The 23399-nt window shown below is 71.3% G+C and carries 17 protein-coding genes; 7 read left to right on the top strand and 10 right to left on the bottom strand.

All coding sequences use genetic code 11. The features are described 5' to 3' along the window. Positions 1-29: 29 nt before the first annotated feature. Both ACZ4WZ_RS07460 and ACZ4WZ_RS07455 read left to right on the top strand, forming a co-directional pair. Positions 30-989, top strand: a complete 960-nt coding sequence (locus ACZ4WZ_RS07460) for a DMT family transporter (RefSeq protein ID WP_467886309.1) — start codon at positions 30-32, stop codon at positions 987-989. A 10-nt stretch (positions 990-999) separates the two neighbouring features. Continuing rightward, positions 1000-1902 (top strand): LysR family transcriptional regulator, encoded by a 903-nt coding sequence (locus tag ACZ4WZ_RS07455; RefSeq protein ID WP_467886307.1) that lies wholly within the window; start codon positions 1000-1002, stop codon positions 1900-1902. Positions 1903-1952: 50 nt separating this feature from the next. On the opposite strand, the gene pepN (ACZ4WZ_RS07450) is transcribed toward ACZ4WZ_RS07455, so the two are convergent. From pepN (ACZ4WZ_RS07450) to ACZ4WZ_RS07435, 4 genes are all read right to left on the bottom strand, one after another. Further along, positions 1953-4544: an aminopeptidase N gene (gene pepN / locus ACZ4WZ_RS07450; protein ID WP_467886305.1), complete on the bottom strand. Its 2592-nt coding sequence runs from the start codon at positions 4542-4544 to the stop codon at positions 1953-1955. A 174-nt stretch (positions 4545-4718) separates the two neighbouring features. Then, entirely contained in the window at positions 4719-5747 is a 1029-nt protein-coding gene (locus ACZ4WZ_RS07445; RefSeq protein ID WP_467886303.1) for an aspartate-semialdehyde dehydrogenase, read from the bottom strand. Between the two features lie 334 nt (positions 5748-6081). Then, positions 6082-9420: a S8 family serine peptidase gene (locus ACZ4WZ_RS07440; RefSeq protein WP_467886301.1), complete on the bottom strand. Its 3339-nt coding sequence runs from the start codon at positions 9418-9420 to the stop codon at positions 6082-6084. A 274-nt stretch (positions 9421-9694) separates the two neighbouring features. Next, entirely contained in the window at positions 9695-10261 is a 567-nt protein-coding gene (locus ACZ4WZ_RS07435; RefSeq protein ID WP_467886299.1) for a CGNR zinc finger domain-containing protein, read from the bottom strand. Between the two features lie 128 nt (positions 10262-10389). Between ACZ4WZ_RS07435 and ACZ4WZ_RS07430 the strand changes: the two genes are divergently transcribed. Further along, entirely contained in the window at positions 10390-10848 is a 459-nt protein-coding gene (locus ACZ4WZ_RS07430; protein ID WP_467886296.1) for a VOC family protein, read from the top strand. 53 nt (positions 10849-10901) lie between these two features. Next, a complete protein-coding gene (locus ACZ4WZ_RS07425) occupies positions 10902-11798 on the top strand; it encodes a pyridoxamine 5'-phosphate oxidase family protein (RefSeq protein WP_467886293.1) in 897 nt (298 codons plus the stop codon). On the opposite strand, the gene ACZ4WZ_RS07420 is transcribed toward ACZ4WZ_RS07425, so the two are convergent. Together ACZ4WZ_RS07420 and pepN (ACZ4WZ_RS07415) are read right to left on the bottom strand one after the other, a co-directional pair. Continuing rightward, the gene (locus tag ACZ4WZ_RS07420; protein ID WP_467886290.1) at positions 11774-12736 is read right to left on the bottom strand and encodes a hypothetical protein; all 963 of its coding nucleotides are present in this window, start codon (positions 12734-12736) and stop codon (positions 11774-11776) included. The genes ACZ4WZ_RS07425 and ACZ4WZ_RS07420 overlap by 25 nt on opposite strands. 199 nt (positions 12737-12935) lie before the next feature. After that, positions 12936-15491 carry an aminopeptidase N gene (gene pepN / locus ACZ4WZ_RS07415; protein WP_467886287.1) on the bottom strand — a complete coding sequence of 852 codons (2556 nt, stop codon included), beginning with the start codon at positions 15489-15491 and terminating at the stop codon, positions 12936-12938. A gap of 124 nt (positions 15492-15615) precedes the next feature. Here pepN (ACZ4WZ_RS07415) and ACZ4WZ_RS07410 point away from each other — a divergent pair, with 124 nt between their 5' ends. After that, a complete protein-coding gene (locus tag ACZ4WZ_RS07410; RefSeq protein WP_467886284.1) occupies positions 15616-16263 on the top strand; it encodes a mycothiol-dependent nitroreductase Rv2466c family protein in 648 nt (215 codons plus the stop codon). A gap of 134 nt (positions 16264-16397) precedes the next feature. On the opposite strand, the gene ACZ4WZ_RS07405 is transcribed toward ACZ4WZ_RS07410, so the two are convergent. From ACZ4WZ_RS07405 to ACZ4WZ_RS07395, 3 genes are all read right to left on the bottom strand, one after another. Further along, entirely contained in the window at positions 16398-17054 is a 657-nt protein-coding gene (locus ACZ4WZ_RS07405) for a superoxide dismutase (RefSeq protein WP_125597991.1), read from the bottom strand. Positions 17055-17240: 186 nt separating this feature from the next. Then, the gene (locus ACZ4WZ_RS07400; protein WP_467886281.1) at positions 17241-18668 is read right to left on the bottom strand and encodes an amino acid permease; all 1428 of its coding nucleotides are present in this window, start codon (positions 18666-18668) and stop codon (positions 17241-17243) included. 145 nt (positions 18669-18813) lie between these two features. Next, positions 18814-20202, bottom strand: coding sequence for an amino acid permease (locus tag ACZ4WZ_RS07395; protein ID WP_467886279.1), 1389 nt, complete (start codon positions 20200-20202; stop codon positions 18814-18816). Between the two features lie 313 nt (positions 20203-20515). Between ACZ4WZ_RS07395 and ACZ4WZ_RS07390 the strand changes: the two genes are divergently transcribed. Then, a complete protein-coding gene (locus ACZ4WZ_RS07390) occupies positions 20516-21100 on the top strand; it encodes a biotin transporter BioY (RefSeq protein ID WP_467886276.1) in 585 nt (194 codons plus the stop codon). Between the two features lie 74 nt (positions 21101-21174). On the opposite strand, the gene ACZ4WZ_RS07385 is transcribed toward ACZ4WZ_RS07390, so the two are convergent. Next, complete coding sequence (locus ACZ4WZ_RS07385) at positions 21175-22611, bottom strand: amino acid permease (protein ID WP_467886274.1); 1437 nt, start codon at positions 22609-22611, stop codon at positions 21175-21177. A 219-nt stretch (positions 22612-22830) separates the two neighbouring features. Here ACZ4WZ_RS07385 and ACZ4WZ_RS07380 point away from each other — a divergent pair, with 219 nt between their 5' ends. Further along, positions 22831-23319 (top strand): ribose-5-phosphate isomerase, encoded by a 489-nt coding sequence (locus ACZ4WZ_RS07380; RefSeq protein ID WP_467886271.1) that lies wholly within the window; start codon positions 22831-22833, stop codon positions 23317-23319. Positions 23320-23399 lie beyond the last annotated feature (80 nt).

Below are 23399 nucleotides of genomic sequence, written 5' to 3'. Positions count from 1 at the left end.
CACACCGGACCCCGAGGGGGAAACCAGCAGTGACCGTCATGGACCGTGTCCGCACCGCATCGACCGCCGCCGGCGCCCCCGCCGGCGGCGGCGCCGCTGCCGCAGCCGGGACGAAGAAGGGAGCCGCTGGGCTCGGCGTACTGCTCGCGCTGGTCGCGACGGTCGTCTGGTCCGGCAGCTTCGTCGCCACCCGGGGCATGGCGGACACGGTCCCTCCCGTACAGGCGGTCTTCTGGCGCTGGATCATCGCCGCCGTCGCGGTCGCCCCCTTCGCGGCCCGGCAGGCCTGGCAGCAGCGGGCGCTGCTCCGCCGGCACATCGGCTACGTCTCGCTCGCCACGCTCTTCGGAGTCACCCTCTACAACACCCTGGTGCACCAGGCCGGACTGACCACCTCCGCCTCCAACATGGGCATGATCATGGCGGCCTCGCCGGTCGTCATGGCCCTGTACGCCCGCCTCGGCGGCGAGCGGCTCGGCGTCCGGCGCTCCTTCGGGATGCTCCTCGCGGCCTTCGGGGTGCTGCTGCTGGTCGGCGACGGATCGCTCGGCTTCGCCTTCGGCGCCGGCGACCTGTGGATGTTCGGGGCCGCACTGTCCTTCGCCACCTACAGCGCGCTCCTCAAGCGCAAGCCCGCCGAGATCGGCGGACTGGCCTTCCTGCTCGCCACCTTCGTCCTCGGCGCCCTGATGCTGGCCCCCGCCTACGCCGTGTCCCTCACCGTCCAGGGCGGCTTCGAGGTCACCACCGCGACCGTCGGACCCCTGCTGTACGTCGGCGTCTTCTCCTCCGCCGTCGCCTTCTTCGCCTGGAACAAGGCCGTCTCCCTGATCGGGGCGGCCCGCGCGGGAGTCGTCTACTACCTCCAGCCGGTGTGCGTCGCCGGGCTCGGCCTGCTCCTCCTCGGCGAGCGGACCGGGCCGGCACAGCTGCTGTGCATGGCGCTGATCCTCGGCGGTGTCGCCCTCGGCAGCGCGACCCGGAGGTAGTTTCGCTCCCGTGACCGACTGGGACATCAAGAAGCTGCGGATCCTGCGCACCCTGGCCGACCGGGGGACGGTGACCGCCACGGCCGAGGCGCTGCACATGACGCCCTCGGCCGTTTCCCAGCAGCTCACCAACCTCGCCCGGCACCTGGGGGTGACGCTGCTGGAGGCGCAGGGTCGGCGGGTCCGGCTCACCGACGCCGCGCACCTGGTGCTGCGGCACACCGAGGCTGTCTTCGCCCAGCTGGAGCGGGCCGACGCCGAACTCGCCGGCTACCTGGCCGGGGAGGCGGGGGAGGTGCGCATCGGGGCCTTCTCCACGGCGGTGCCCGTGCTGGTCGTCCCGGCGGTGGCCGCCCTCCGGCTCAGCCACCCGGCGATCGAGGTACGGGTACGGGAGACCGAGGCCGCCGAATCGTACGAACTGCTGTCCGCCGGGGCCGTGGACCTCGCCCTCTCGCTGGCCGCGCACGCCCCGGGGGCGCGCGACGCCCGCTTCACGCGGGTCACCCTGCTGGAGGACCCCCTGGACGTGGCCCTGCCCCCCGGCCATCCACTGGCGGGCGCGGCGGAGGTACGGCTGGCCGACCTGTCCGCGGAGCGGTGGATCTACGGCGGGAGCGGGCCCTGGTCGGAGATCACCCGCTCCGCGTGCGAACCGGCGGGCTTCGTACCGGAGCAGGCGCACTCGGCGTCCGGGTGGACCGCGATCCTGGCGATGGTGGAGGCGGGGATGGGCGTCGCCCTGGTCCCGCGCATGGTCTCCGCCCGCGCCTCGGGGGTGGCAGTCCGGACCCTGAGCCACGACCGCCCGACCCGCCACGTCATCGCAGCCCTCCGCCGCGGCACGGAATCCGCCCCGGCCCTCTCCCGAGCCCTGGAGGCCCTCCAGGGGGCGGCGGCGGCACTCGGGTGAGGGGGCGGGCGGTCCCCGGCCCCCGTGAAGGGGGCCGGGGACCGAAGCCGTCAGGCTCGGGAGGCTGCCGCGTCCGCCGCCTGGGCCTTCAGGGCGCGCTCGACGCCGGCGCGGGACTCCGAGACCAGGCGGCGCAGCGCCGCGTTCGGCTCGGCCGAGGCCAGCCACGCGTCCGTCGCGTCCAGGGTCGCCTGCGAGACCTGGAGCGACGGGTACAGCCCGACCGCGATCTGCTGCGCGATCTCGTGGCTGCGGCTCTCCCAGATGTCCTTCAGCACCGCGAAGTACTTCTCCGTGTACGGCGCGAGCAGCTCCCGCTGGTCGGTCTGGACGAAGCCGCCGATCACGGCCTCCTGCACCGCGTTCGGCAGGTCGCCCGACTCCACCACCGAGGCCCACGCCGCCGCCTTGGCCTCCGCCGTGGGCCGCGCGGCCCGCGCCGTCGCCGCGTGGCGCTCGCCCGCGGCCGTCGCGTCCCGCTTCAGCTCCGCCGCGATCGCCGCCTCGTCGGCGCGGCCCGTGGCGGCCAGGCGCTCCAGGAACGCCCAGCGCAGCTCCGTGTCCACGACCAGGCCCTCGACCTCCGCCGAGCCGTCGAGCAGCGCCGCCAGGTAGGTCAGCTGTCCCTCGGTACGGGCCGTCGCCGCGAAGGCGCGGGCCCACGCCAGCTGGTGGTCGCTGCCCGGCTCGGCCGCACGCAGGTGCTCGAGCGCGGCCTCGGTCCAGAGCTCCAGGCCCTGCTCCCGCCACGCCGGGTCGGCGTACAGGTCGACGGCCAGCTTCACCTGGCGGTGCAGCGACTGCACCACGCCGATGTCCGACTCCTTGCCGATGCCGGACAGCACCAGGGCCAGGTAGTCGCGCGTCGCCAGCTCGCCGTCACGGGTCATGTCCCACGCCGAGGCCCAGCACAGGGCACGCGGCAGGGACTCCGTGAAGTCGCCCAGGTGCGCGGTGACGTTCGCCAGCGAGACCTCGTCCAGGCGGACCTTGGCGTACGACAGGTCGTCGTCGTTGAGCAGCACGACCGCCGGGCGGGTCCGGCCCACGAGCTCGGGGACGGCCGTCAGCTCGCCGTCGATGTCCAGCTCGAGGCGGTCCGTGCGGACCAGCTTGCCGTCGCGCAGGTCGTACAGGCCCACCGCGATGCGGTGCGGACGCAGCACCGGCTCGCCCTTGGCGCCCGCCGGCAGGGCGGGGGCCTCCTGGCGGACGGCGAACGCCGAGACGAGGCCGTCCGCGTCCAGCTCGATCTCCGGGCGCAGGACGTTGATGCCGGCCGTCTCCAGCCACGCCTTCGACCAGGCGGTCAGGTCGCGGCCGGAGGTCTCCTCCAGGGCGCCGAGCAGGTCGGACAGGCGGGTGTTCCCGAACGCGTGCGCCTTGAAGTACGCCTGCACGCCCTTGAAGAAGGCGTCCATGCCGACGTACGCGACGAGCTGCTTGAGCACCGAGGCGCCCTTGGCGTACGTGATGCCGTCGAAGTTGACCAGGACGTCGTCCAGGTCACGGATGTCGGCCATGATCGGGTGCGTGGACGGCAGCTGGTCCTGGCGGTACGCCCAGGTCTTCATGGAGTTGGCGAAGGTCGTCCACGCGTGCGGCCACTTCGAGCCCTCGGCGTAGGCCTGGCAGGCGATCGAGGTGTAGGTGGCGAACGACTCGTTCAGCCACAGGTCGTTCCACCACTCCATGGTGACCAGGTCGCCGAACCACATGTGCGCGAGCTCGTGCAGGATGGTCTCGGCGCGCACCTCGTACGCCGCGTCCGTCACCTTGGAGCGGAAGACGTACTGGTCGCGGATGGTGACCGCGCCCGCGTTCTCCATCGCGCCCGCGTTGAACTCCGGCACGAAGAGCTGGTCGTACTTCGCGAAGGGGTAGTCGTACGCGAACTTCTCCTGGAACCAGTCGAAGCCCTGCCGGGTCACGTCGAAGATCGCGTCCGCGTCGAGGAACTCGGCGAGGGAGGGCCGGCAGTAGATGCCGAGCGGCACGGACTGCCCGTCCGGGCCCTCGTACGAGCTGTGCACCGCGTGGTACGGGCCGGCGATCAGCGCGGTGATGTACGAGGAGATGCGCGGGGTCGGCTCGAAGACCCACACCCGGTCCTTGGGCTCGGCGCCCTGCGAAAGGTCGCGCGGGGAGTTCGAGATGACCGTCCAGCCCTCGGGGGCGGTCACGGTGAACTGGAACGTCGCCTTCAGGTCGGGCTGCTCGAAGCTGGCGAAGACCCGCCGCGCGTCCGGCACCTCGAACTGGGTGTACAGGTAGGCCTGCTGGTCGACCGGGTCGACGAAGCGGTGCAGGCCCTCGCCGGTGTTGGTGTAGGCGCAGTCCGCGACGACGCGCAGCTCGTTGGCGCCGGCGGCGAGGTGGTCCAGCGCGATCCGCGAGTCGCGGAAGACGGCGGCCACGTCGAGCGACTTGCCGTTCAGGACGACCTCGTGCACGGCCGGCGCGACCAGGTCGATGAAGGTCCCGGCGCCTGCCTCGGCCGACTGGAAGCGCACGGTGGTCACGGACGGGAAGGTGCCGCCCTCCTGCGCGCCGCTGAGATCGAGTTCGATCTCGTACGAGTCGACGGTGAGCAGCTTCGCCCGCTGCTGAGCCTCTTCACGGGTGAGATTCGTGCCAGGCACGCGTTCATCTCCTTTGATGGTGACGTTGCCCGGCCATCCTTCCACGCGGGCCGCGCCGCCGGGCGGGACTAATCCAGAGGCGAACACGGCGAGGGCACGACGGAGGGGGGGGGGGGGGGGGGGGGCGCGGCGGCCCCCCCCCCCCCCCCCCTCCGTCCCCGGACCCGGGGGTGGTCAGCCGCGGAGCTCCTCGGCGACGAGCTCCGCGATCTGGACGGCGTTCAGCGCGGCGCCCTTGCGGAGGTTGTCGTTGGAGAGGAACAGCGCGAGGCCGTTGTCGACCGTCTCGTCCACGCGGATGCGGCCGACGTACGAGGCGTCCTTGCCGGCGGCCTGGAGGGGGGTGGGAATCTCCGAGAGCTCGACGCCGGGGGCGTCCTTGAGGAGCTCGTAGGCGCGCTCGACGCTGATCGGACGCTCGAAGCGGGCGTTGACCTGGAGCGAGTGGCCGGAGAAGACGGGGACGCGCACGCAGGTGCCGGAGACCTTGAGCTGCGGGATCTCCAGGATCTTGCGGGACTCGTTGCGGAGCTTCTGCTCCTCGTCGGTCTCGAAGGAGCCGTCGTCGACCAGGTTGCCGGCGAGCGGGACCACGTTGTACGCGATGGGGCGCTTGTAGACGGCCGGCTCGGGGAACTCCACCGCGCCGCCGTCGAAGGTCAGCTGGTCGGCGGCCTCGGAGACCGCGCAGGCCTGGCCCTTGAGCTCGGCGACGCCGGCCAGACCGGAGCCGGAGACGGCCTGGTAGGTGGTGGCGACCAGCGCGACCAGCCCCGCCTCCTCGTGGAGGGGGCGCAGCACCGGCATGGCGGCCATGGTGGTGCAGTTCGGGTTCGCGATGATGCCCTTGGGGCGGTTCTTGATCGCGTGCGGGTTGACCTCGGAGACGACGAGGGGGACCTCGGGGTCCTTGCGCCAGGCGGAGGAGTTGTCGATCACGACGGCGCCCTGGGAGGCGACCTTCTCGGCGAGGGCCTTGGAGGTGGCGCCGCCCGCGGAGAAGAGCACGATGTCGAGGCCGGAGTAGTCCGCCGCGGAGGCGTCCTCGATGGTGATCTCCCGGCCCTGCCACTCGACGGTCGAGCCGGCGGAACGGGCCGAGGCGAAGAGCCGCAGCTCGTCCACCGGGAACTTCCGCTCCGCGAGGATGCCGCGCATGACTCCGCCGACCTGTCCGGTGGCTCCGACGATTCCGACCCTCACGGTGACTCCTTCAAATACGTGGACGCGGGCGCGCGTGAAGCCATCATGCGTTCGAACCCACGAGGCTTGTCCAATCCATTGTCCGAGGCGCGGACAGTGTCGGACGCCCGCCCTCCCGTGCCGGGTGCGCGGACGGCCTGCCCCAGGGCCGCCGGAGGTCCGTTTTGCCTGGTCGGGGTGGGTTGGCTGTGGTTCGACCGTGATCGTTTCGCGGACGCGGCGCACCGGACGCCGGAACGCCGCCCCGGGAGTGGGAGCGGGCGCCGGCGGCATGACGGAGGGGCGGTGCTCGGCCGAGCACCGCCCCTCGTCATGCGTTCAGCCGGTCACGCCGTTACGGGGTGACCTTGTCGATCTGCACGCTGCCGGTGCCGGCGGCGGTGCCGCGGGCGTTGAGCAGCTGGACCTGGCCGAAGAACTGACGGCCCTCGGGGGCCGCGCCGGAGACCAAGACCTGCGCCGAGACGGAGGCCGAGGCCCCGCTGGCGAGGTTGACCGGAGTGGCCTCGTCGACCTGGACGGAGCCCAGGGCGGCCGAGAAGTACACGTCGCGGTAGTCGTACGTGGTGCTGCCGGCCGGGATCGCGTAGCCGATGACCTTGATGGTGTAGGTGCCGGCGGCGGGCTTGACCAGGCTCACGGACTCGTCGGAGTCGCCGTCGGCGGAGGAGCCGACCTTGACGCCGTCCTTGTAGACCTCGAGGTCGAGGTCCGCGGCGGTGTCCGAGGGCTTGTTGATCGCCACGTCGAGGCGGGAGGCGCCCTCGCCGACGGTGACCTCGGTGGTCTTGGTCTCACCGGTCGCGATGGTCGGCTTGTCGACCTTGGCGGAGCCGAGCGGGCCGCCCGCCAGCTTGCCGCCGGAGATGGCGGCGGCGTCGTTCTTCACGGTCCACTGGACCGGCGCCGGGGTGCCCTGCTTGACCTCGGGCAGGACCTTGACGGCCGGGTCGAAGGCCGCGCCGAGCACGGAGACGTCCAGCTTGAACGGGTTGTCGAGCAGCGGCGACGTACGGCGCGACTCGACCTCGATCTCCCAGACGCCCGGCTGCGGGTTCTCGTACGAGCGCAGGTCGGGGCGGCACTGGTTCGCCGGGTTGTCGTAGTTCGGGTAGCACTGGGTGGTCGCGCTGTCCTCGACGCCCGTGCCGTACGGGTGGATCGAGATGAAGCGCGTCTGGCTGCCCGCCGCGAGCCCGCCGAGGGCGACCTCGAGGGTCTTGGCGCCCTGCGGGACGGTCACGAAGTACGACTTGTGGCTGTTGCGCTGGACGGTGGAGCTGTCCGACAGCGTGAAGGAGGGCTTCGCCAGCGGGCTGGCGGCGACGACCGTGGCGAGGATCTGCTTGTCGACGCCCTCGGTGGTGGGGTCGTCGAGCTGCAGGATGCCGCTGTGGACGCCGGCCGACTTGGCGTTGGCCTCGACCTTGATGGTGACGGGCTTGTTCAGGGGCAGGGTGACGTAGTCGTAACCGCCACCGCCGACCACCTTGAAGGTGCCGTCGTTGTTGCGCCAGCCGATGTTGTGGCGGGTGCCGTACTTGACGCCGGTGGTGCGGGTGACGACGACGTCGTAGACCTTCTTCTGGCCGGTCTTGAGGCCGCCCTCGCGGTCGTAGACGCCGGTGCCGAAGCCCGGGGTCTTCAGGAACTGGTCGATCGCGGTGTCGACGGGGGCCTTGACGGTGAACTCGTTGGCCTTGGCGCCGCGCTGGATGGACTCCCACGCCTGGGGGACGTCGATGAGACCGGCACCCTGTGCGTGGGCCGGGACGTCGTCGATCTTCTTCGCGGTGCTGGTCAGCGCCACGCGCAGGTTCGCCGGGGGCAGCGCGATCTTCTGCTGCTTGGCGGCCGAGATCAGCAGGGCGCTGGCGCCCGCGGCCTGCGGCGAGGACATCGAGGTGCCCTGGAGCATGCCGTAGCCGGCGGGCAGGCTGTAGCCGGCCTCCTTCACGGGCATGCCGGGCAGCCAGGTCTGGATGGTGTTGATGGCCGCGCCGGGGGCGGTGATGGTCGGCGTGAACCCGCCGTCCTCACGCGGGCCGCGCGAGGAGAAGGGGAACATGTTGTACTTCTTGGCCACGCCGGAGCCGTAGTTGGCGGCCCAGGTCTCCTTGGAGACCGCGGCGCCCACGGAGATGACCTTGTCCGCGAGACCGGGGTCGCCGATGGTGTTGACGCCCGGACCCTCGTTGCCCGCGGAGATGACGAGCTGGACACCGTAGGTGTCGATGAGGTTCTTGTAGAGCTCCGAGCGGGCGTTGTTGCCGTCGTTCAGCGCCGGCAGGCCGCCGATCGACATGTTGACGATGTCGACGCCGCGGTTGACGACGAGGTCGATCATGCCCTCGGTCAGCGCGACGTTGGTGCAGCCGCCGGACCAGGAGCAGGCGCGGGAGGAGACGAGCTTGGCACCGGGCGCCTGGCCGTTCATCCGGCCGCCGAACAGGCCGTTGGCGGCGGTGATGCCGGCGACGTGCGAGCCGTGCTCGGACTCGATGATGCCGATGTTGACGAAGTCGGCCTTCTTGCCGACCCAGTCACCGCCGAGCGGGTCCATCGGGACGTCCTTGCGGATCTCGATGGTGAACGGGATGCGCTCCGCCACCTCGGTCGCCGGGTTGTCCGTACCGAAGTAGCCGATCTGGTAGCCGTCCTTGTACGGCTTCATCGGCTCGTTGTCGGTGAAGTCGCCGTTCTGGTCGGTGTCGACGCGGACGGTGCCGGCGGCCGGGTCGTAGAGCATGCCGAACCGGTCGGTGGTGTCCCCGTCCCGGTTGACGTCGCCCTTCATGTCGCCGTTGGCGGTGATGGCTTCGCTGAAGCGGCTCCACTGGAAGGTGCCCTCGGGGGCCTTCCAGCTCTGGCCGCCGGCGGTGAAGGCGCCGCCCGCGGAGGTGACCGGGGTGATCTGGGCGCGCCAGGTCCCGTCGTTGTCCGTGATGGGGTCGGTCGCGGTCACCCAGTCGACGATCTTGCGCTCGCCGGTGGTGGTCTTCTGCAGCGCGGGGTGGCTGACGTCGACGCCCGAGTCCATGATGCCGATGGTCACGCCACGGCCGTCGGCCTGCGGGTTCGCCTTGACGAAGTCCACGGAGCCGGTCTCGAACGACGGGTTGTACGGGTTCTTGGCCGGGGTGTTCTTGTCCGGCGCCGGGTAGGTCTCGGCGGCGGTCTTCTTGGCCGAGCCCTCCTTGCTCACCTCGGGGCGCGGGTCCGGGAGCCGGATCTCGTGCCGCAGGTCCATGCCGTGGACGGACTCCAGCTTGGCGGCCGCCTTCAGCGCGGCCTCCGCCTTGTCGGTCGGCAGGGTGGCGCGTACGTAGCCGAGCTTGTCGTACGTCTGGCCGACCGAGGCGCCCTGGACGGCGTCGAGCTGGTCGGCGACCTGCTTGGTCTGGCCGGGGGCGGTCGCGACCATGACGGTGACGGTCGCGTCACCCTTGGCCTTGGCCTCCTGGAGCAGTTCGGCGTCGGCCGAACCGAGCTTCTGGTCCGCGGACTTGACCGGCGCGGTCGTCCACGGGTCGTCGCCGGCGCCCGCGGCGAACGCGGGCACCGCGCCGGTGGCGCAGAGGGCGGCCACCAGGCCCGCGGCCGCCGCGACGCGGGCAGCGCGCCTGGTGCCGGGTATGGCCCCGGTGGTGGAGCTGGGGGAGTCGAGGGTCATCAGCATCCCTGGCTAAGTGAAAGATACGGTCCGGAATTCGGTGCCGGATGACCGGTCAGCTTTGCGCAAGTGACAGCTGTTTGGGGAGGGCTGTCATTGACCGAGACCTGACATGGCGGGTTCCCGTCAGTGCGGAGTGTCCGCCAGTGAGGACAAGCCAGGGCGATTCGGGGCGAGTTATAGCGCCCGGTGAGTTGATTTATCGACTCTCCGACCGCCTTGCGGAGGCGGATCGGACGTCCGTCTCACGACGGGTGTGACAGATTCCGTCCGTTCAGCGCTCGCGCGTGCGCGCGTAGTGCCGCGAGGCCTTGGCGCGGTTGCCGCAGGCTGCCATGGAGCACCAGCGCCGGGTGCCGTTGCGCGAGGTGTCGTGGAAGTGCAGCACGCAGGTTTCCGAGGCGCACTTGCGGATCCGGTCGGGCGCGGTGGCCAGCAGGTTGAGGTAGTCGCGGGCCGCCGTCCACGCCGGACCCCAGGAGGGGTCGGCGAACTCGGCGCGCTCGCCCGGGCCTTCGGCGGTGAGGGTGGCGCGGATCCGGCCGTGCTCCAGTACGGAGTCGACCAGGGAGCGGGCGCCCTCGTCCGCGGGGTCCGCGACGGCGCGGGCGATCGCCTCGCGCGCGGTCAGCAGGTGCACGAGGGTCGAGGCGTCGGCGCGGAAGCGGCCGGCCAGGCCGGCGCTCTCCAGCCAGAGCGCCAGTCCCTCCACCCGGGTCAGCCCGAAGGCCCCCGCGAAGAGGTCGACGGTCTCACCCTCCACCACCCAGCGCGTGTTCAGCAGGTCCAGGGAGACCGGCTCTCCGGTGAGCGGACGCGGGTCCGTGCTCGGTGCAGTCATGTCCGCCTCCTCGCGCTGCTAACCCCTCAAGAGTACGTGACCGGTTGACGCCCCCCGCTCTAACCATTAATCTCGATTTAGAAGGTTAGAACTCCAGGACGTCTGGAACCTCGGGGAAGGGAACCCTCATGACGACCGCCACCGGCACGCTCAGCACCGGGCACATCGGCCTCAACGTCACCGATCTGGACCGCTCGCTCGCCTTCTACCGCGACGCCCTCGGCTTCGCGCTGCTGGGCGAGGGCAAGGAGGAGGACCGCAGGTTCGCCTTCCTCGGCCAGGATGGCGCACTCGTCCTGACCCTGTGGCAGCAGGCGGGGGGCCGGTACGAGCCGCAGGCCGCCGGACTGCACCACCTCGCGTTCTCGGCCGGCGCGATGGAGGAGGTGCGGGCGTACGAGGAGCGGCTGCGCGGCCTCGGCGTCGAATTCGCCCACGACGGCGTCGTCGCCCACGGCGAGGGCGCGGCCTCCGGGGGGATCTTCTTCCACGACCCCGACGGCACCCGCCTGGAGATCTCCGTGCCCACCGGGGCCGAGGGCGCTCCCGCCCCGACGGCGGACGCTCCGACCTGCGGCTTCTTCTAGGAAGTCAAGGGGCGGGAAGTCGAAGACCGGGAACTCGAGGACTGGGGATCGTGATGGGCCGGTACCACCGGGGCTCGCTGGCCGTGCAGGAACGGGTCGGCGTACGCGAGCTCGCCGAACACGTCGGCCGCTCCATCGGCGCGGACATCCGCGACGTCGCGGCGGCCTTCCTCGCCCAGCAGCCCCATCTCGTCGTCGGCGCCGCCGACGGCGCGGGGCGGCTGTGGGCCTCGCTGCTCACCGGCGCGCCCGGTTTCGTACGGGCCACCGGGCCGCGCCGCATCGAGGTCTCGGGGGGCCTCCCGGAGGGCGACCCGCTGGCCGGGGCGCTGGCCACCGACGGCACCCGGACGGGCACGATCTCCCTGGACCCGCGCACCCGGCGCCGGATGCGGCTCAACGGGACCCTCGCCGTGACGCCCGGCGGGTTCGCGGTGGAGGCCGAGCAGGTGTTCTCCAACTGCCCCAAGTACCTGCAGAAGCGGCAGCCGCTGGAGCTGGTGGCCGAAGGGGCCGGTGTGGTGCGGCGCGGTGACGTGCTCACCCGTGGCCAGGCGCGGGCCGTCCGCGCCGCCGACACCTTCTTCGTCGCCACCACCGCCGAGGCGGACGGGGCCGACGCCAGCCACCGGGGCGGCATGCCGGGCTTCGTGGAGGTGCTCTCGCCGACGGAACTGCTCTGGCCGGACTACGCGGGCAACGCGATGTTCCTGACCCTGGGCAACCTGGCCGCCGACGAGCGGGCCGGGCTGCTCTTCCCCGACTGGGAGGGCGGCGGGCTGCTCCAGCTGAGCGGCCGGGCGCGGACCGAGTACGGCCCGGGCGGCGGCCGCGCCGTGCGCTTCCGGGTGGAGGCGGTCGTGGAGAGCCTGCATCCGGGGCGGCTGCGGTGGAGCACTCCCGAGTACTCCCCGGCCAACCCGCCTCACCGGGGCAGTACGACCAGGTAGGCGGCGGGCTCGCGGTCGCCGGACGCCGTCAGGGCGGTGCGGACGACCGCCGCCTGCTGCTCGGGCCAGTCGCGCAGCTTGCGGGGAGTCAGGTACAGGACGGTGACCCCGAGGCGCTCCAGGGTCTCCCGCTTGCGGACCGCCTCCGACCAGTCCTCGTCCTCGTCCTGGCGGGGCGCGCGGGTGTCGATCTCGATGGCGACGGCCTGCTCGGGCCAGTACGCGTCGACGCCGCCCAGGTGCGGGCCGCCGGGCAGCCGCAGGTCCACGTTCCAGACGGGCTCGGGGAGCTCGTAGCCCCGTACGAGCTGGTAGAGCCGGTCCTCGGCGATGGCCCGGCCCTCCGCGAGGAGGGACTCGACGGCGTCGACCACGTGCGGCCGGTTCAGCAGCCGGGCCACCGTCAGCTCCCGCACCACGGCGGCCGGTTCGCAGTGCCCGCCGCGGACGGCCTCGCTGAGGATGCCGCGCACCGTACCGGCGTCGGAGACCTGCGCGACGGCGTCGGCGACGGCCCGTGCCACCGGAGCCACGGGCAGCCCGGTCACCTCCACGGGGCGGGGCGGGGTGTGGGCGCGGACGATGCGGACGTCGCCGGTGGAGCGCAGGCGGCGGGTGTTCGGTACGAGGACGTCGATGTGCGGGAGGGCGAGCAGGGCGGGCGTCGCGGAGAACCGGTAGAGCGCGAGGGCGGCCAGCCCGGTGATCATGGCCTCGCCGCTGCCGCGCCGGTTGGCGTACAGCAGGGCGGCGTGCAGCCGCTCCTCGCTGGTCGCGGGCCCGGAATGGAGCAGGAACACCCCGGGCAGCACCTGCTGCCAGGGCCGCCCGGCGGCCTCGGAGGCGCTGACGCCGTGCTCGCGCAGCTGGGCGAGGGTCAGCACCCGGGGGCGGCTGGCGGTGAGGTGGGCGAGGGGGAGGGGTGCGTTCTGGTTCATGACGCGGTGATTCCCTCAGGCCATGGCCTTGCTAACCCCTGTTACACACCCGTCGGCAAATCCGGACAAGACGGGGCTAAAGTACGGGCGTTCGAGTGCCGAAAGGGACCGCTGCTCCGATGAGCCTATGACCCCATGACCGCACGGGCACCCCGGGGCGGGGTACGGACCGCCGGCCCGCACCCCGCCGTACGCGGTCTCAGCCCGCGGCCGCGTCGCACGCCTGCCCGCGCAGCGCACGGGCCAGGTCGTCGCGGGACTCCAGGACCAGCCGGCGCAGCGCGGGGGCCGCGTCCGGGCGGGCGGCGAGCCACGCGTCGGTGGCGTCCACCGTGGCCTGCGAGTCCTGGAGCATCGGGTAGAGCCCCTTCACCACGTCGATGCCGATCTGGATCGAGCGCTGCGCCCAGACCCGCTCGATCACCTCGAAGTAGCGCCCGGTGTAACCCGCCAGCAGGTCGCGCTGCGAGGCCCGCTGCATCCCGTCGATGGTGGCCTCCACCAGCGCGTTGGACAGCGCGTCCGACTCCACCACCGCCGCCCACGCCTGGTCCTTGACCGCCGCCGACGGCCGGGCGGCCAGGCAGCGCACCTCGTGCCGCTTGCCCGAAGCCGTGTCGTCCCGGGTCAGCTCGGCCTCCACCGCCGCCTCGCCCAGGGCCCCGTGCGCCACCAGCGGCAACAGGAAGTCCCAGCGCAGCTCCTGGTCGACCTCCAGCCCGTCGATCCGCGCCGTGCCGTCCAGCAGGCCCAGCAGCAGCTGGAAGTCGCCCTCGGTCGCCGCGCCCGCCGCGAAGAACCGGGCCCAGGTCAGCTGGTGTTCCGACCCCGGCTCGGCCAGCCGCAGTTCGTGCAGGGCGCCCGCCGCCAGGTCGCGCCCGCTCTGCTCGCGGCGCTGCGCCGGCGTGTAGTGGGTCACCGCGCTCAGCGCCTGCGCGTGCAGCTGCTGGAGCACGCCCACGTCGGTCTCCCGGCCCGCGTGGGCCAGGACCAGCGAGAGGAAGTCCCGCGCGGGCATGAGGGCGTCCCGCGTCAGGTTCCACAGCGCCGACCAGCACAGCGCCCGGGCGAGCGGGTCGGTCAGGTCGCCGAGGTGGCCGCGCAGCGTCGCCAGCGAGACCTCGTCGAAGCGGATCTTGCAGTACGTGAGGTCCTCGTCGTTGACCAGGACCAGGTCGGGCCGCTCCAGACCGGCCAGCTCCGCCACCACCGTCCGGGAGCCCGCCACGTCCGCCTCGGCCCGGGCGTAGCGCACCAGCGAACCGTCGGCCTCCAGCCGGTACAGGCCCACCGCCACCCGGTGGGGCCTCGGCTCGTCGCCGTCCTGCACCACCGCCAGCTCCGTGAGCCGCCCGGCCGCGTCGGAGGTCACCACCGGCGTCAGCGCGTTCACGCCCGCCGTCTGGAGCCAGGCCCGCGACCACTCGGCCATGTCCCGCCCGGAGACCTCCCCGAGCACCGACAGCAGGTCGTCCAGCGTGGTGTTCCCGTAGGCGTGCGCCTTGAAGTAGCGCCGGGCGCCGTCCAGGAACGCCTCCCGGCCCACGTACGCGACCAGCTGCTTGAGCACGGCGGCGCCCTTGGCGTACGTGATGCCGTCGAAGTTCAGCTTCGCGTCCTCCAGGTCACGGATGTCGGCCGTGATCGGGTGCGTGGACGGCAGCTGGTCGGCCCGGTACGCCCACGCCTTGCGGCTGTTGGCGAAGGTGACCCAGGCCTGGTCGAAGCGGGTGGCCTCGACCAGCCCGAAGGAGCCCATGAAGTCGGCGAAGGACTCCTTCAGCCACAGGTCGTCCCACCACTTCATGGTGACCAGGTCGCCGAACCACATGTGCGCCATCTCGTGCAGGATGACGTTCGCGCGCCGCTCGTACGAGGCCTGCGTGACCTTCCCGCGGAAGATGTACTCCTCGCGGAAGGTCACCATCCCCGGGTTCTCCATCGCGCCCAGGTTGTACTCCGGCACGAAGGCCTGGTCGTACTTCCCGAAGGGGTACGGGTAGTCGAAGATCTCGTGGAAGAGGTCGAAGCCCTGCTTGGTGACCAGGAAGACGTCGTCGGCGTCGAAGTGCTTCGCCAGCCCCTTGCGGCACATCGCGCCCAGCGGGATGGTCAGGTCCCCGCGCGTGTAGGTGTCGGTGACGTAGTGGTACGGCCCGGCCACCACACAGGTGATGTACGTGGAGATGGGCGCGGTCTCCGCGAAGCGCCGGGTCTGCCCCTCGCGGGACTCCTCCGCGCCGTTGCTCCACACCTGCCAGCCCTCGGGCGCGGTCACCTCGAAGCGGTACGGCGCCTTCAGGTCGGGCTGCTCGAAGTTGGCGTAGACCCGGCGGGCGTCCGCCGGCTCGTACTGGGTGTAGAGGTAGACCTCGCCGTCCTCCGGGTCCACGAAGCGGTGCATGCCTTCGCCCGTGCGGCTGTAGGCGCAGTTCGCGTCGACGACCAGGACGTTCTCGGAGTCGAGCCCCTCCAGTGCGATCCGCGCCCCGTCGAAGACGGCGGCCGGGTCCAGGGCGCGCCCGTTGAGGGTGACGGAGTTCACCGAGGGGGCGATCAGGTCAGCGAAGGAGGAGGCGCCCGGGACGGCGGCCCGGAAGCGCACGGTGGTCACCGAGCGGAAGGTGCGGGGACCCTCGGCCGGCTCGGCCTCGTCCACCGCGGACCTCAGGTCGAGGACCACCTCGTACCCGTCGACGGACAGCAGTTCGGCCCGCTCGCGGGCCTCGTCGCGGGACAGATTCTCTCCGGGCACGTTGCACTCCTTCGTGCGTGATCGCGGTCTTCGCTGGAATCCTCCCACGGGGAATGCGCGCGTTCCCGGCCTGGTTGGCGAGAGGGAACATGCCCGTGACGCCCCATGTGACTTGAGGAGAGCCATGACCGACACCCAGGTGCGCGAGAAGACGCCGGTCGACTTCTGGTTCGACCCGCTCTGCCCCTGGGCCTGGATGACCTCGCGTTGGATGCTCGAGGTCGAGAAGGTCCGCGACGTGGAAGTCCGCTGGCACGTGATGAGCCTCGCCGTGCTCAACGAGGACAAGCTCGACGAGCTGCCCGAGCGCTACCGCGAGCTGCTCGGCCCCAAGGGCTGGGCTCCGGTGCGCGTGGTGGTCGCGGCGCAGCAGAAGTTCGGCGAAGAGGTCACCGGCAAGCTGTACACCGCCCTCGGCACCAGGATCCACAACGAGGACCGCGGTGCGACCCGTGAGGTCATCGCCGACGCCCTGGAGGAGGTCGGCCTGCCGGCCGAGCTGCTCGCCTACGCCGACTCCGACGAGTACGACGAGGTCCTGCGCGACTCGCACAACAACGGCATCGAGCGCGTCGGCCAGGAGGTCGGCACCCCGGTGATCTCCGTGCCCGGCGCCGACGGCGAGGAAGTGGCCTTCTTCGGTCCGGTCGTCACGCCCGCCCCGCGCGGCGAGGCCGCCGCCCGCCTGTGGGACGGCACCCTGCTGGTCGCCTCGACCCCCGGCTTCTACGAGATCAAGCGCACCCGCACCAAGGGCCCCAGCTTCGAGTAATCCGGCCCCGTCCGGCCCCGGTAGGCGCAGAAGACCCCCGTGAGTCACGTCCTCACGGGGGTCTTCCGCTGAACACGTCCGCACGCGAAGGCTGAGAAGACGATCACGAGGCGGACGGGTCTACGGGGTGCGGATCAGCCCTTGACGGGGATCAGCAGCGGGGTGTTCGCCTTGGCGTCGGCGTAGCGCCGGGCCACGTCCTGCCAGTTGACGACGTTCCACATGGCCTCGATGAAGTCGACCTTCTGGTTCTTGTACTGGAGGTAGAAGGCGTGCTCCCAGGCGTCGAAGACCAGGATCGGCGTGCTGGCGACGCCCACGTTGCCCTGGTGGTCGTAGACCTGTTCGACGACCAGGCGGCCGCTGACGGGCTCGTACGCGAGCACGCCCCAGCCGGAGCCCTGCGTCGCGGAGGACGCGAAGGTCAGCTGCTTCTTGAACTTGGCGAACGAGCCGAAGGACTCGGTGATCGCGTCCGCGAGGTCGCCCACCCCGTCGGCCGCGGTCGGCTCGCCGCCGCCCTCACCGGTCTTGGGGCTGGCCATGTTGTTCCAGTAGATGCTGTGCAGGATGTGGCCGGAGAGGTGGAACGCCAGGTTCTTCTCCAGCCCGTTGAGCGCGCCCCAGTTCTCCTTGTCGCGCGCCTCCTCCAGCTGCTCGAGCGTGGTGTTGGCGCCCGTGACGTAGGCCGCGTGGTGCTTGTCGTGGTGCAGTTCGATGATCTGCGGGTTGATCACCGGCTCGAGCGCCGCGTAGTCGTAAGGAAGCTCAGGAAGCGTGTAGATCGCCATGCGTGTTGTCCGGTCCCCTCGGCGTGCCAATCGCTAATTGCAATTAATGCGCAACTGCACGCTAGCAGCATCTATTCCGGCTCCACGAGTAAGGGTCACCTCTCCTGTGCGCACCGCCGGAACGCCGGAGGCCGGGTCCGTGCGATCGCACGGACCCGGCCTCCGACGTGCCGTCGGGCAGGGGTGTCACCTCGGAGCGGACTTCCCGGCGGCGGCCCGCCGGCGCTGCATCACGTACCCGGTCGCCGCCAGGGCCGCGGTCAGCCCGCCGGTGAAGACGACCTGCACCCGGGTGTCCTCGCCCAGGGCCATCAGCACCAGCACGCCCGCGACGCCCGCCAGCGCCACCCAGGTCAGGTACGGGAAGCCCCACATCCGCACGACCAGCTTCCCGGGGGCCTCGCGCTCCAGGCGCCTGCGCAGCACGTACTGCGAGACGGCGATGAAGCCCCAGACGACCAGGATGACCCCGCCGACCATGTTCAGCAGCCAGGCGAACAGGGTGTCCGGATACCAGTAGGACAGCAGGACGGTGACGAAGCCGAAGCCCGCGGAGGCGAGCACCGCCCGGCGCGGCACCCCGCCCGAGACCTTGCCCAGCGCCCGGGGGCCCTGGCCGCGCGCGACCAGGGAGTGGGCCATGCGCGAGGAGCCGTAGATGTTGGCGTTCATCGCGGACAGCAGGGCGATCAGGATCACCACGTTCATGATCTGGCCGGCGGCCGGGATGCCCAGGTGGTCCAGGGTCGCCGCGTAGGGGCCGTGCTCGGTGACGGCCGGGTCGTTCCAGGGCAGCAGGGTCACGATCACCAGCATCGAGCCGACGTAGACGATCGCGATCCGCCACATGGTTGTCCTCACTGCCCGGGCCACGCCCTCGACCGGGTTCTCGGACTCGGCGGCCGCGATGGTCACCGTCTCGAGGCCGCCGTACGCGACGACCGAGGCGAGCAGGCCGACCAGCAGGCCGTCGATCCCGTTGGGCAGGAAGCCGCCGTCGTGCAGCAGGTTGTCCGCGCCGGGGGAGGAGGTGCCGGGCAGCAGGCCGAGCACGGCGAGCGCGCCCAGCCCGAGGAAGAGCGCGATGGCGCCGATCTTGAGGGCGGCGAACCAGAACTCGAACTCGCCGAAGCGCGAGACGGCGCCCAGGTTGGCGACGGTGAAGACCACCATCAGGGCCAGCACCCACATCCACGACGGGGTCCCGGGGAACCAGCCCGCCAGGATGTGCGCCGCGCCGATCGCCTCGATGGCCACGCCCACGACCAGCAGGGTCCAGAACATCCAGCCCGCCGTGAAGCCGGCCCAGGGCCCGACCGCCCGCTCGGCGTGCACCGAGAAGGAGCCGGAGGCCGGGTTGGCCGCGGACATCTCGCCGAGCATCCGCATCACGAACATCACGAGCAGCCCGGACACGGCGTACGCCAGCACGATCGAGGGGCCGGCGGCCGCGATGCCGGCGCCGGAGCCGACGAAGAGGCCGGCGCCGATGACCCCGCCGAGGGCGATCATCGAGAGGTGGCGCTGCTTGAGGCCGTTGCCGAGGGGCGACCCGGCCCCTGCGGCCGTCGGGGCCTGCTGTCCGGGAGGTGCGGTGGTGGTGCTCTGGCTCATGGGGCCCAGTCTGCCGAGCGTCCGGTTATCGGACGCCGACGGTCCAGTATCCGGACACCGCTCTCACCGGACGTGACCGCCCGCCCCGGAAAGCGGAACGGGCCCGGGACCGAAGTCCCGGGCCCGCGGCCCGTCTGTCACGGCGTCAGGACCGCCGGTCCCGCACCTCCCGGCACCACGCCACCAGCAGCACCAGGGCCGCCGCCCCGGAGGACCACAGCAACTGCGGCCGCGCCGAGTCGTCGAACAGCATCAGCACCAGCACCGCCGCCATGCCGACGAGCGCCGCCCACGTCAGGTACGGGAAGGCCCACATCGGCAGCGTCAGCCGCTCCGGCATGTCCCGCTCCAGCCGGGGCCGCAGCCGCAGCTGCGAGACGGCGATCAGCGCCCACACGAACAGCAGCACCGCGCCGACCGCGTTCAGCATGTAGAGGAAGACCGTGTCCGGCCACAGCAGGTTCAGCACCACCGACACGAAGCCGAAGGCCACCGAGGCCAGCACCGCCCGCGTCGGCACCCCGCTGGCCGACACCTTCAGCAGCGACTTCGGCGCCTCGCCCCGCTCGGCCAGCGAGAACACCATGCGCGAGGAGCCGTACAGATTGGCGTTCAGCGCCGACAGCAGCGCCACGAACACCACGATGTTCATGATCTGGCCGGCCGCCGGGATCCCGATCGAGTCGAGGACGGCGACGTACGGGCTCTCACCGGGCTCCAGCGAGTCCCACGGCAGCAGGCTCACGATGACCAGCATCGAGCCGACGTAGAAGAAGAGGATGCGCCACACCGCGCTGCGCACCGCGCGGGACACGGACCTGGCCGGGTCGTCCGACTCGGCGGCGGCGATGGTGACGACCTCCAGGCCGCCGAAGGCGAAGACCACCGCCAGCATGCCCGCGATCACCCCGCCGACCCCGGCCGGGAAGAAGCCGCCCTGTCCGGTCAGGTTGGCCGTGCCCACCGGCTCGGTGTCGGGGAGCAGGCCGAAGACCGCCAGGGTGCCCAGGATCAGGAACAGCACGATCGCGCCGACCTTGAGAGCGGCGAACCAGAACTCGAACTCGCCGAAGTTCCGTACGGCGGCCAGGTTGCTGAGGGTGAAGACCACCATGAAGATCAGCACCCACAGCCACTGGTCGACCGAGGGCACCCACCCGTGCGCGATGTTCGCGGCGCCGGTCGCCTCCACGGCCAGCACCACCACCAGCAGGAACCAGTACAGCCAGCCGGCCGAGAAGCCGGCCCAGCGCCCGAGGGCCTTCTCCGCGTACACGGAGAAGGAGCCGGAGGCGGGCATCGCGGCGGACATCTCGCCGAGCATCCGCATCACCAGCATGGCGAGCACGCCCGCGAGCAGGTACGAGCAGATGATCGCGGGGCCGGCGATCCCGATGCCGGCGCCGGAGCCGACGAAGAGGCCGGCGCCGATCACGCCGCCGAGGCCCAGCATGGTCAGGTGACGCTGCTTGAGGCTGTGGCTGAGGGGTTCCGGGGGCAGCTCGCTCCCGGTGACGGACAGGTCTTCGCGCATGAGCAGATTCGTACTCTCGGTAGGCAAGCGACGCCGGGGGCTGCGCAAGGGATGGGCGGGGAGTCCAGGGGTATCCAGGGGGATTGGCGGGAACCTACAGTCTGGCTGGAGGGTCCCCCCGGGAGCAAAAAGGATGTGCCGTCGAATGTGGCCCGTGATCGGGATCACTTCAACGCGGGTGTGAGGCTGTGCCTTTGTGCGGTCTCCACCAAACCGGACAGTACGGCTTTGTCCCGGTCGATGGTGGGGCGGCCGTCGGCCGGCGGCTAACGTCGCGATGTCCTGCCCGACCACCCACCCTCCGGAGCCTTCGATGAGCACCGCTTCCGTCTCCTTCCGGCCCGGCGCCGTCCTCGCCGATCTGCTGCCCGCGAGCCGCGTCAAGGACGCCGCCCTCGTGGCCGGCGGAGCCGCGTTCACCGGCCTGGCCGCGCAGATCTCCATCCCGGTCGACGGCCTGGCCGCCCCGATCACCGGGCAGACCTTCGCGGCCCTCCTCGTCGGCACCGCGTTCGGCGCCCGCCGCGGCTTCCTGTCGCTCGCGCTCTACGTGCTGGTCGGCATGGCCGGCGTGCCGTGGTTCGCGAACGGCGGCTCCGGCGCGGGCGGCGCGACCTTCGGCTACGTCCTCGGCATGCTGCTCGCCGCCACCCTCGTCGGCGCCCTCGCGCGGCGCGGCGGCGACCGCTCGGTGCTGCGCATGGCCGGCACGATGGCGCTGGGCTCCGCGGTGATCTACGCGGTGGGCGTGCCGTACCTGATGGCCGTCACGGGGATGTCCCTGGAGACCGCCGTCGCCAAGGGCCTGGTCCCGTTCCTCATCGGCGACGCCCTCAAGGCCGCCCTCGCGATGGGCGCCCTGCCGGCCGTGTGGAAGCTGGCCGGCCGCCGCGGCTGACCACCCCTCATGCGCCGGAGCCCGGCCCGCCGGTGACGGCGGGCCGGGCTCTGTCGTGCGTGGGCGTACAGGGCTCAGCCCCGCAGCGCGGCCCGCTTGCGGCGGAGGTCCAGCACCACGCCGACGGCCACGACGAGGCCGGCGACCAGGGTGGACAGGGTGACCACCTCGCGGTTCGCGTCGTCCACGAACATGTAGCCGATCACGAACATGATCAGTGCGGCGGTGGCCCAGGTCAGCCACGGGAAGAGCCACATCTTGACGGTCAGCTTCTCCGGAGCCTCACGGACCAGGATCCCGCGCATCCTCAGCTGGGTGAAGCAGATCACCAGCCAGACGAAGAGCGCGATGGCACCCGAGGAGTTCAGCAGGAAGTTGAAGACCGTGTCCTTGAACGCGTAGTTGAAGTAGACGGCGACGAAGCCGAAGACCGTGGAGCCCAGGATCGCGGCGACTGGCACGCCCTTGGCGTTGACCTTGGCGAACGCCTTCGGGGCGTCGCCGCGCTCACCGAGCGAGAAGGCCATGCGGGAGGCGGTGTAGAGGCCCGAGTTCAGGCAGGACAGCACGGCGGTCAGGACGATGACCTCCATGATCGTGCCGGCGTGCGCGATGCCGATCGAGTCCAGGGCGGCGACGTACGAGCCCTTCTCGGTGATCGACTTGTCGTTCCACGGGAGCAGCGTCAGCACGATGAAGATCGAGCCGAGGTAGAAGACGCCGATCCGCCAGATGACGGAGTTGGTGGCCTGGGTGACCGCCTTGCGGGGGTTCTCCGACTCGCCGGCGGCGAGGGTGACGATCTCGCTGCCCATGAAGGAGAAGACGACCATCAGGACACCGGTCAGGACGGCCCCGTACCCGTTGGGGAAGAAGCCTCCGGTGTCGGTCAGGTGCGCGAAGCCCGCGCCCGGGTTGTCCGAGCCCGGCAGCAGGCCGAAGACGGCCAGCATGCCGACGATCACGAACGCGCCGATGGCGACGACCTTGATGCCCGCGAACCAGAACTCGAACTCGCCGTAGGAGGCGACCGAGCCGAGGTTGGTGACGGTCAGCACCGCCATCACGATCAGCGCCCAGGCCCACTGCGGGACGGCCGGGATCCAGTTCTCCAGGATGGCGGCACCCGCGGTGGCCTCCACGGCGAGCACGACGACCCAGAAGAACCAGTAGAGCCAGCCGATGGAGAAGCCGGCCCAGCGGCCCAGCGCCCGGTCGGCGTACGCGGAGAAGGAGCCCGAGTTCGGGCTGGCGGCGGCCATCTCGCCCAGCATCCGCATCACGAAGACGACCATCGCGCCGACGAGGGCGTACGAGATCAGAATGGCGGGGCCGGCCTTGGCGATGCCGCCGCCGGAGCCGACGAAGAGCCCGGCGCCGATGACACCGCCGATGGCGATCATGGAGAGGTGGCGGTTCTTGAGACCGGCCTTGAGACCGTCGGAGGGCTGGGCGGAACCGGGGTCGCCGGTCGGGTCGCCTGCCTTCTGAAGGGTCGTCGTGGTGCTCATGGACGAATCCTTAGGTTCTCGGGTGGAGAGTTCCGGCATTCAAACCCGATTTCCGGCCAGTACGGAAGACCTTCCTCCGATAGTTACCCAAGGCCCCTAACCCGGGACCAAGGTCCCGACCCCTCCCGTCTGCGTTCTTTGGGTTTACTTGAGGTTTAGAAGTGATTTATGCGACACCCCTCCGCCGTCCTCCGGAGCCGCGCATGCCACACTCGACCCATGCGCGTGTATCTCGGATCCGACCATGCCGGCTTTGAGCTCAAGAACCACCTGGTGGACTGGCTCAAGAACAACGGCCACGAGCCCGTCGACTGCGGGCCCCACATCTACGACGCCGTGGACGACTACCCGCCGTTCTGCCTCCGCGCCGCGGAGAAGACCGCCGCGGACGCCGACAGCCTCGGCATCGTGATCGGCGGCTCCGGCAACGGCGAGCAGATCGCCGCCAACAAGGTCAAGGGCGTGCGCGCCATCCTCGCCTGGAGCGTGGAGACCGCGAAGCTCGGCCGCGAGCACAACAACGCCAACGTCATCTCCGTCGGCGGCCGGATGCACTCCCAGGAGGACGCCACCCGCTTCGTCGAGGCCTTCCTGGCGACCCCGTACTCCGACGAGGAGCGCCACACGCGCCGCATCGACATGCTCTCCGCGTACGAGACCACCGGCGAACTCCCCCCGATCCCGGCCCACCACCCGCAGGACCAGTAGGACCCCGGGGGGGGGGGGGGGGGGAGGCGGTGGAGCGCAGCAGCCCGAGGAGGGACGTCGATCCTCAGAGGGACCCGATA

The organism is Streptomyces sp. NPDC029122 (assembly GCF_055569445.1).
The sequence above is the reverse complement of the archived record's forward strand: the minus strand, read 5'-3'. Positions and strand labels throughout refer to the sequence as shown.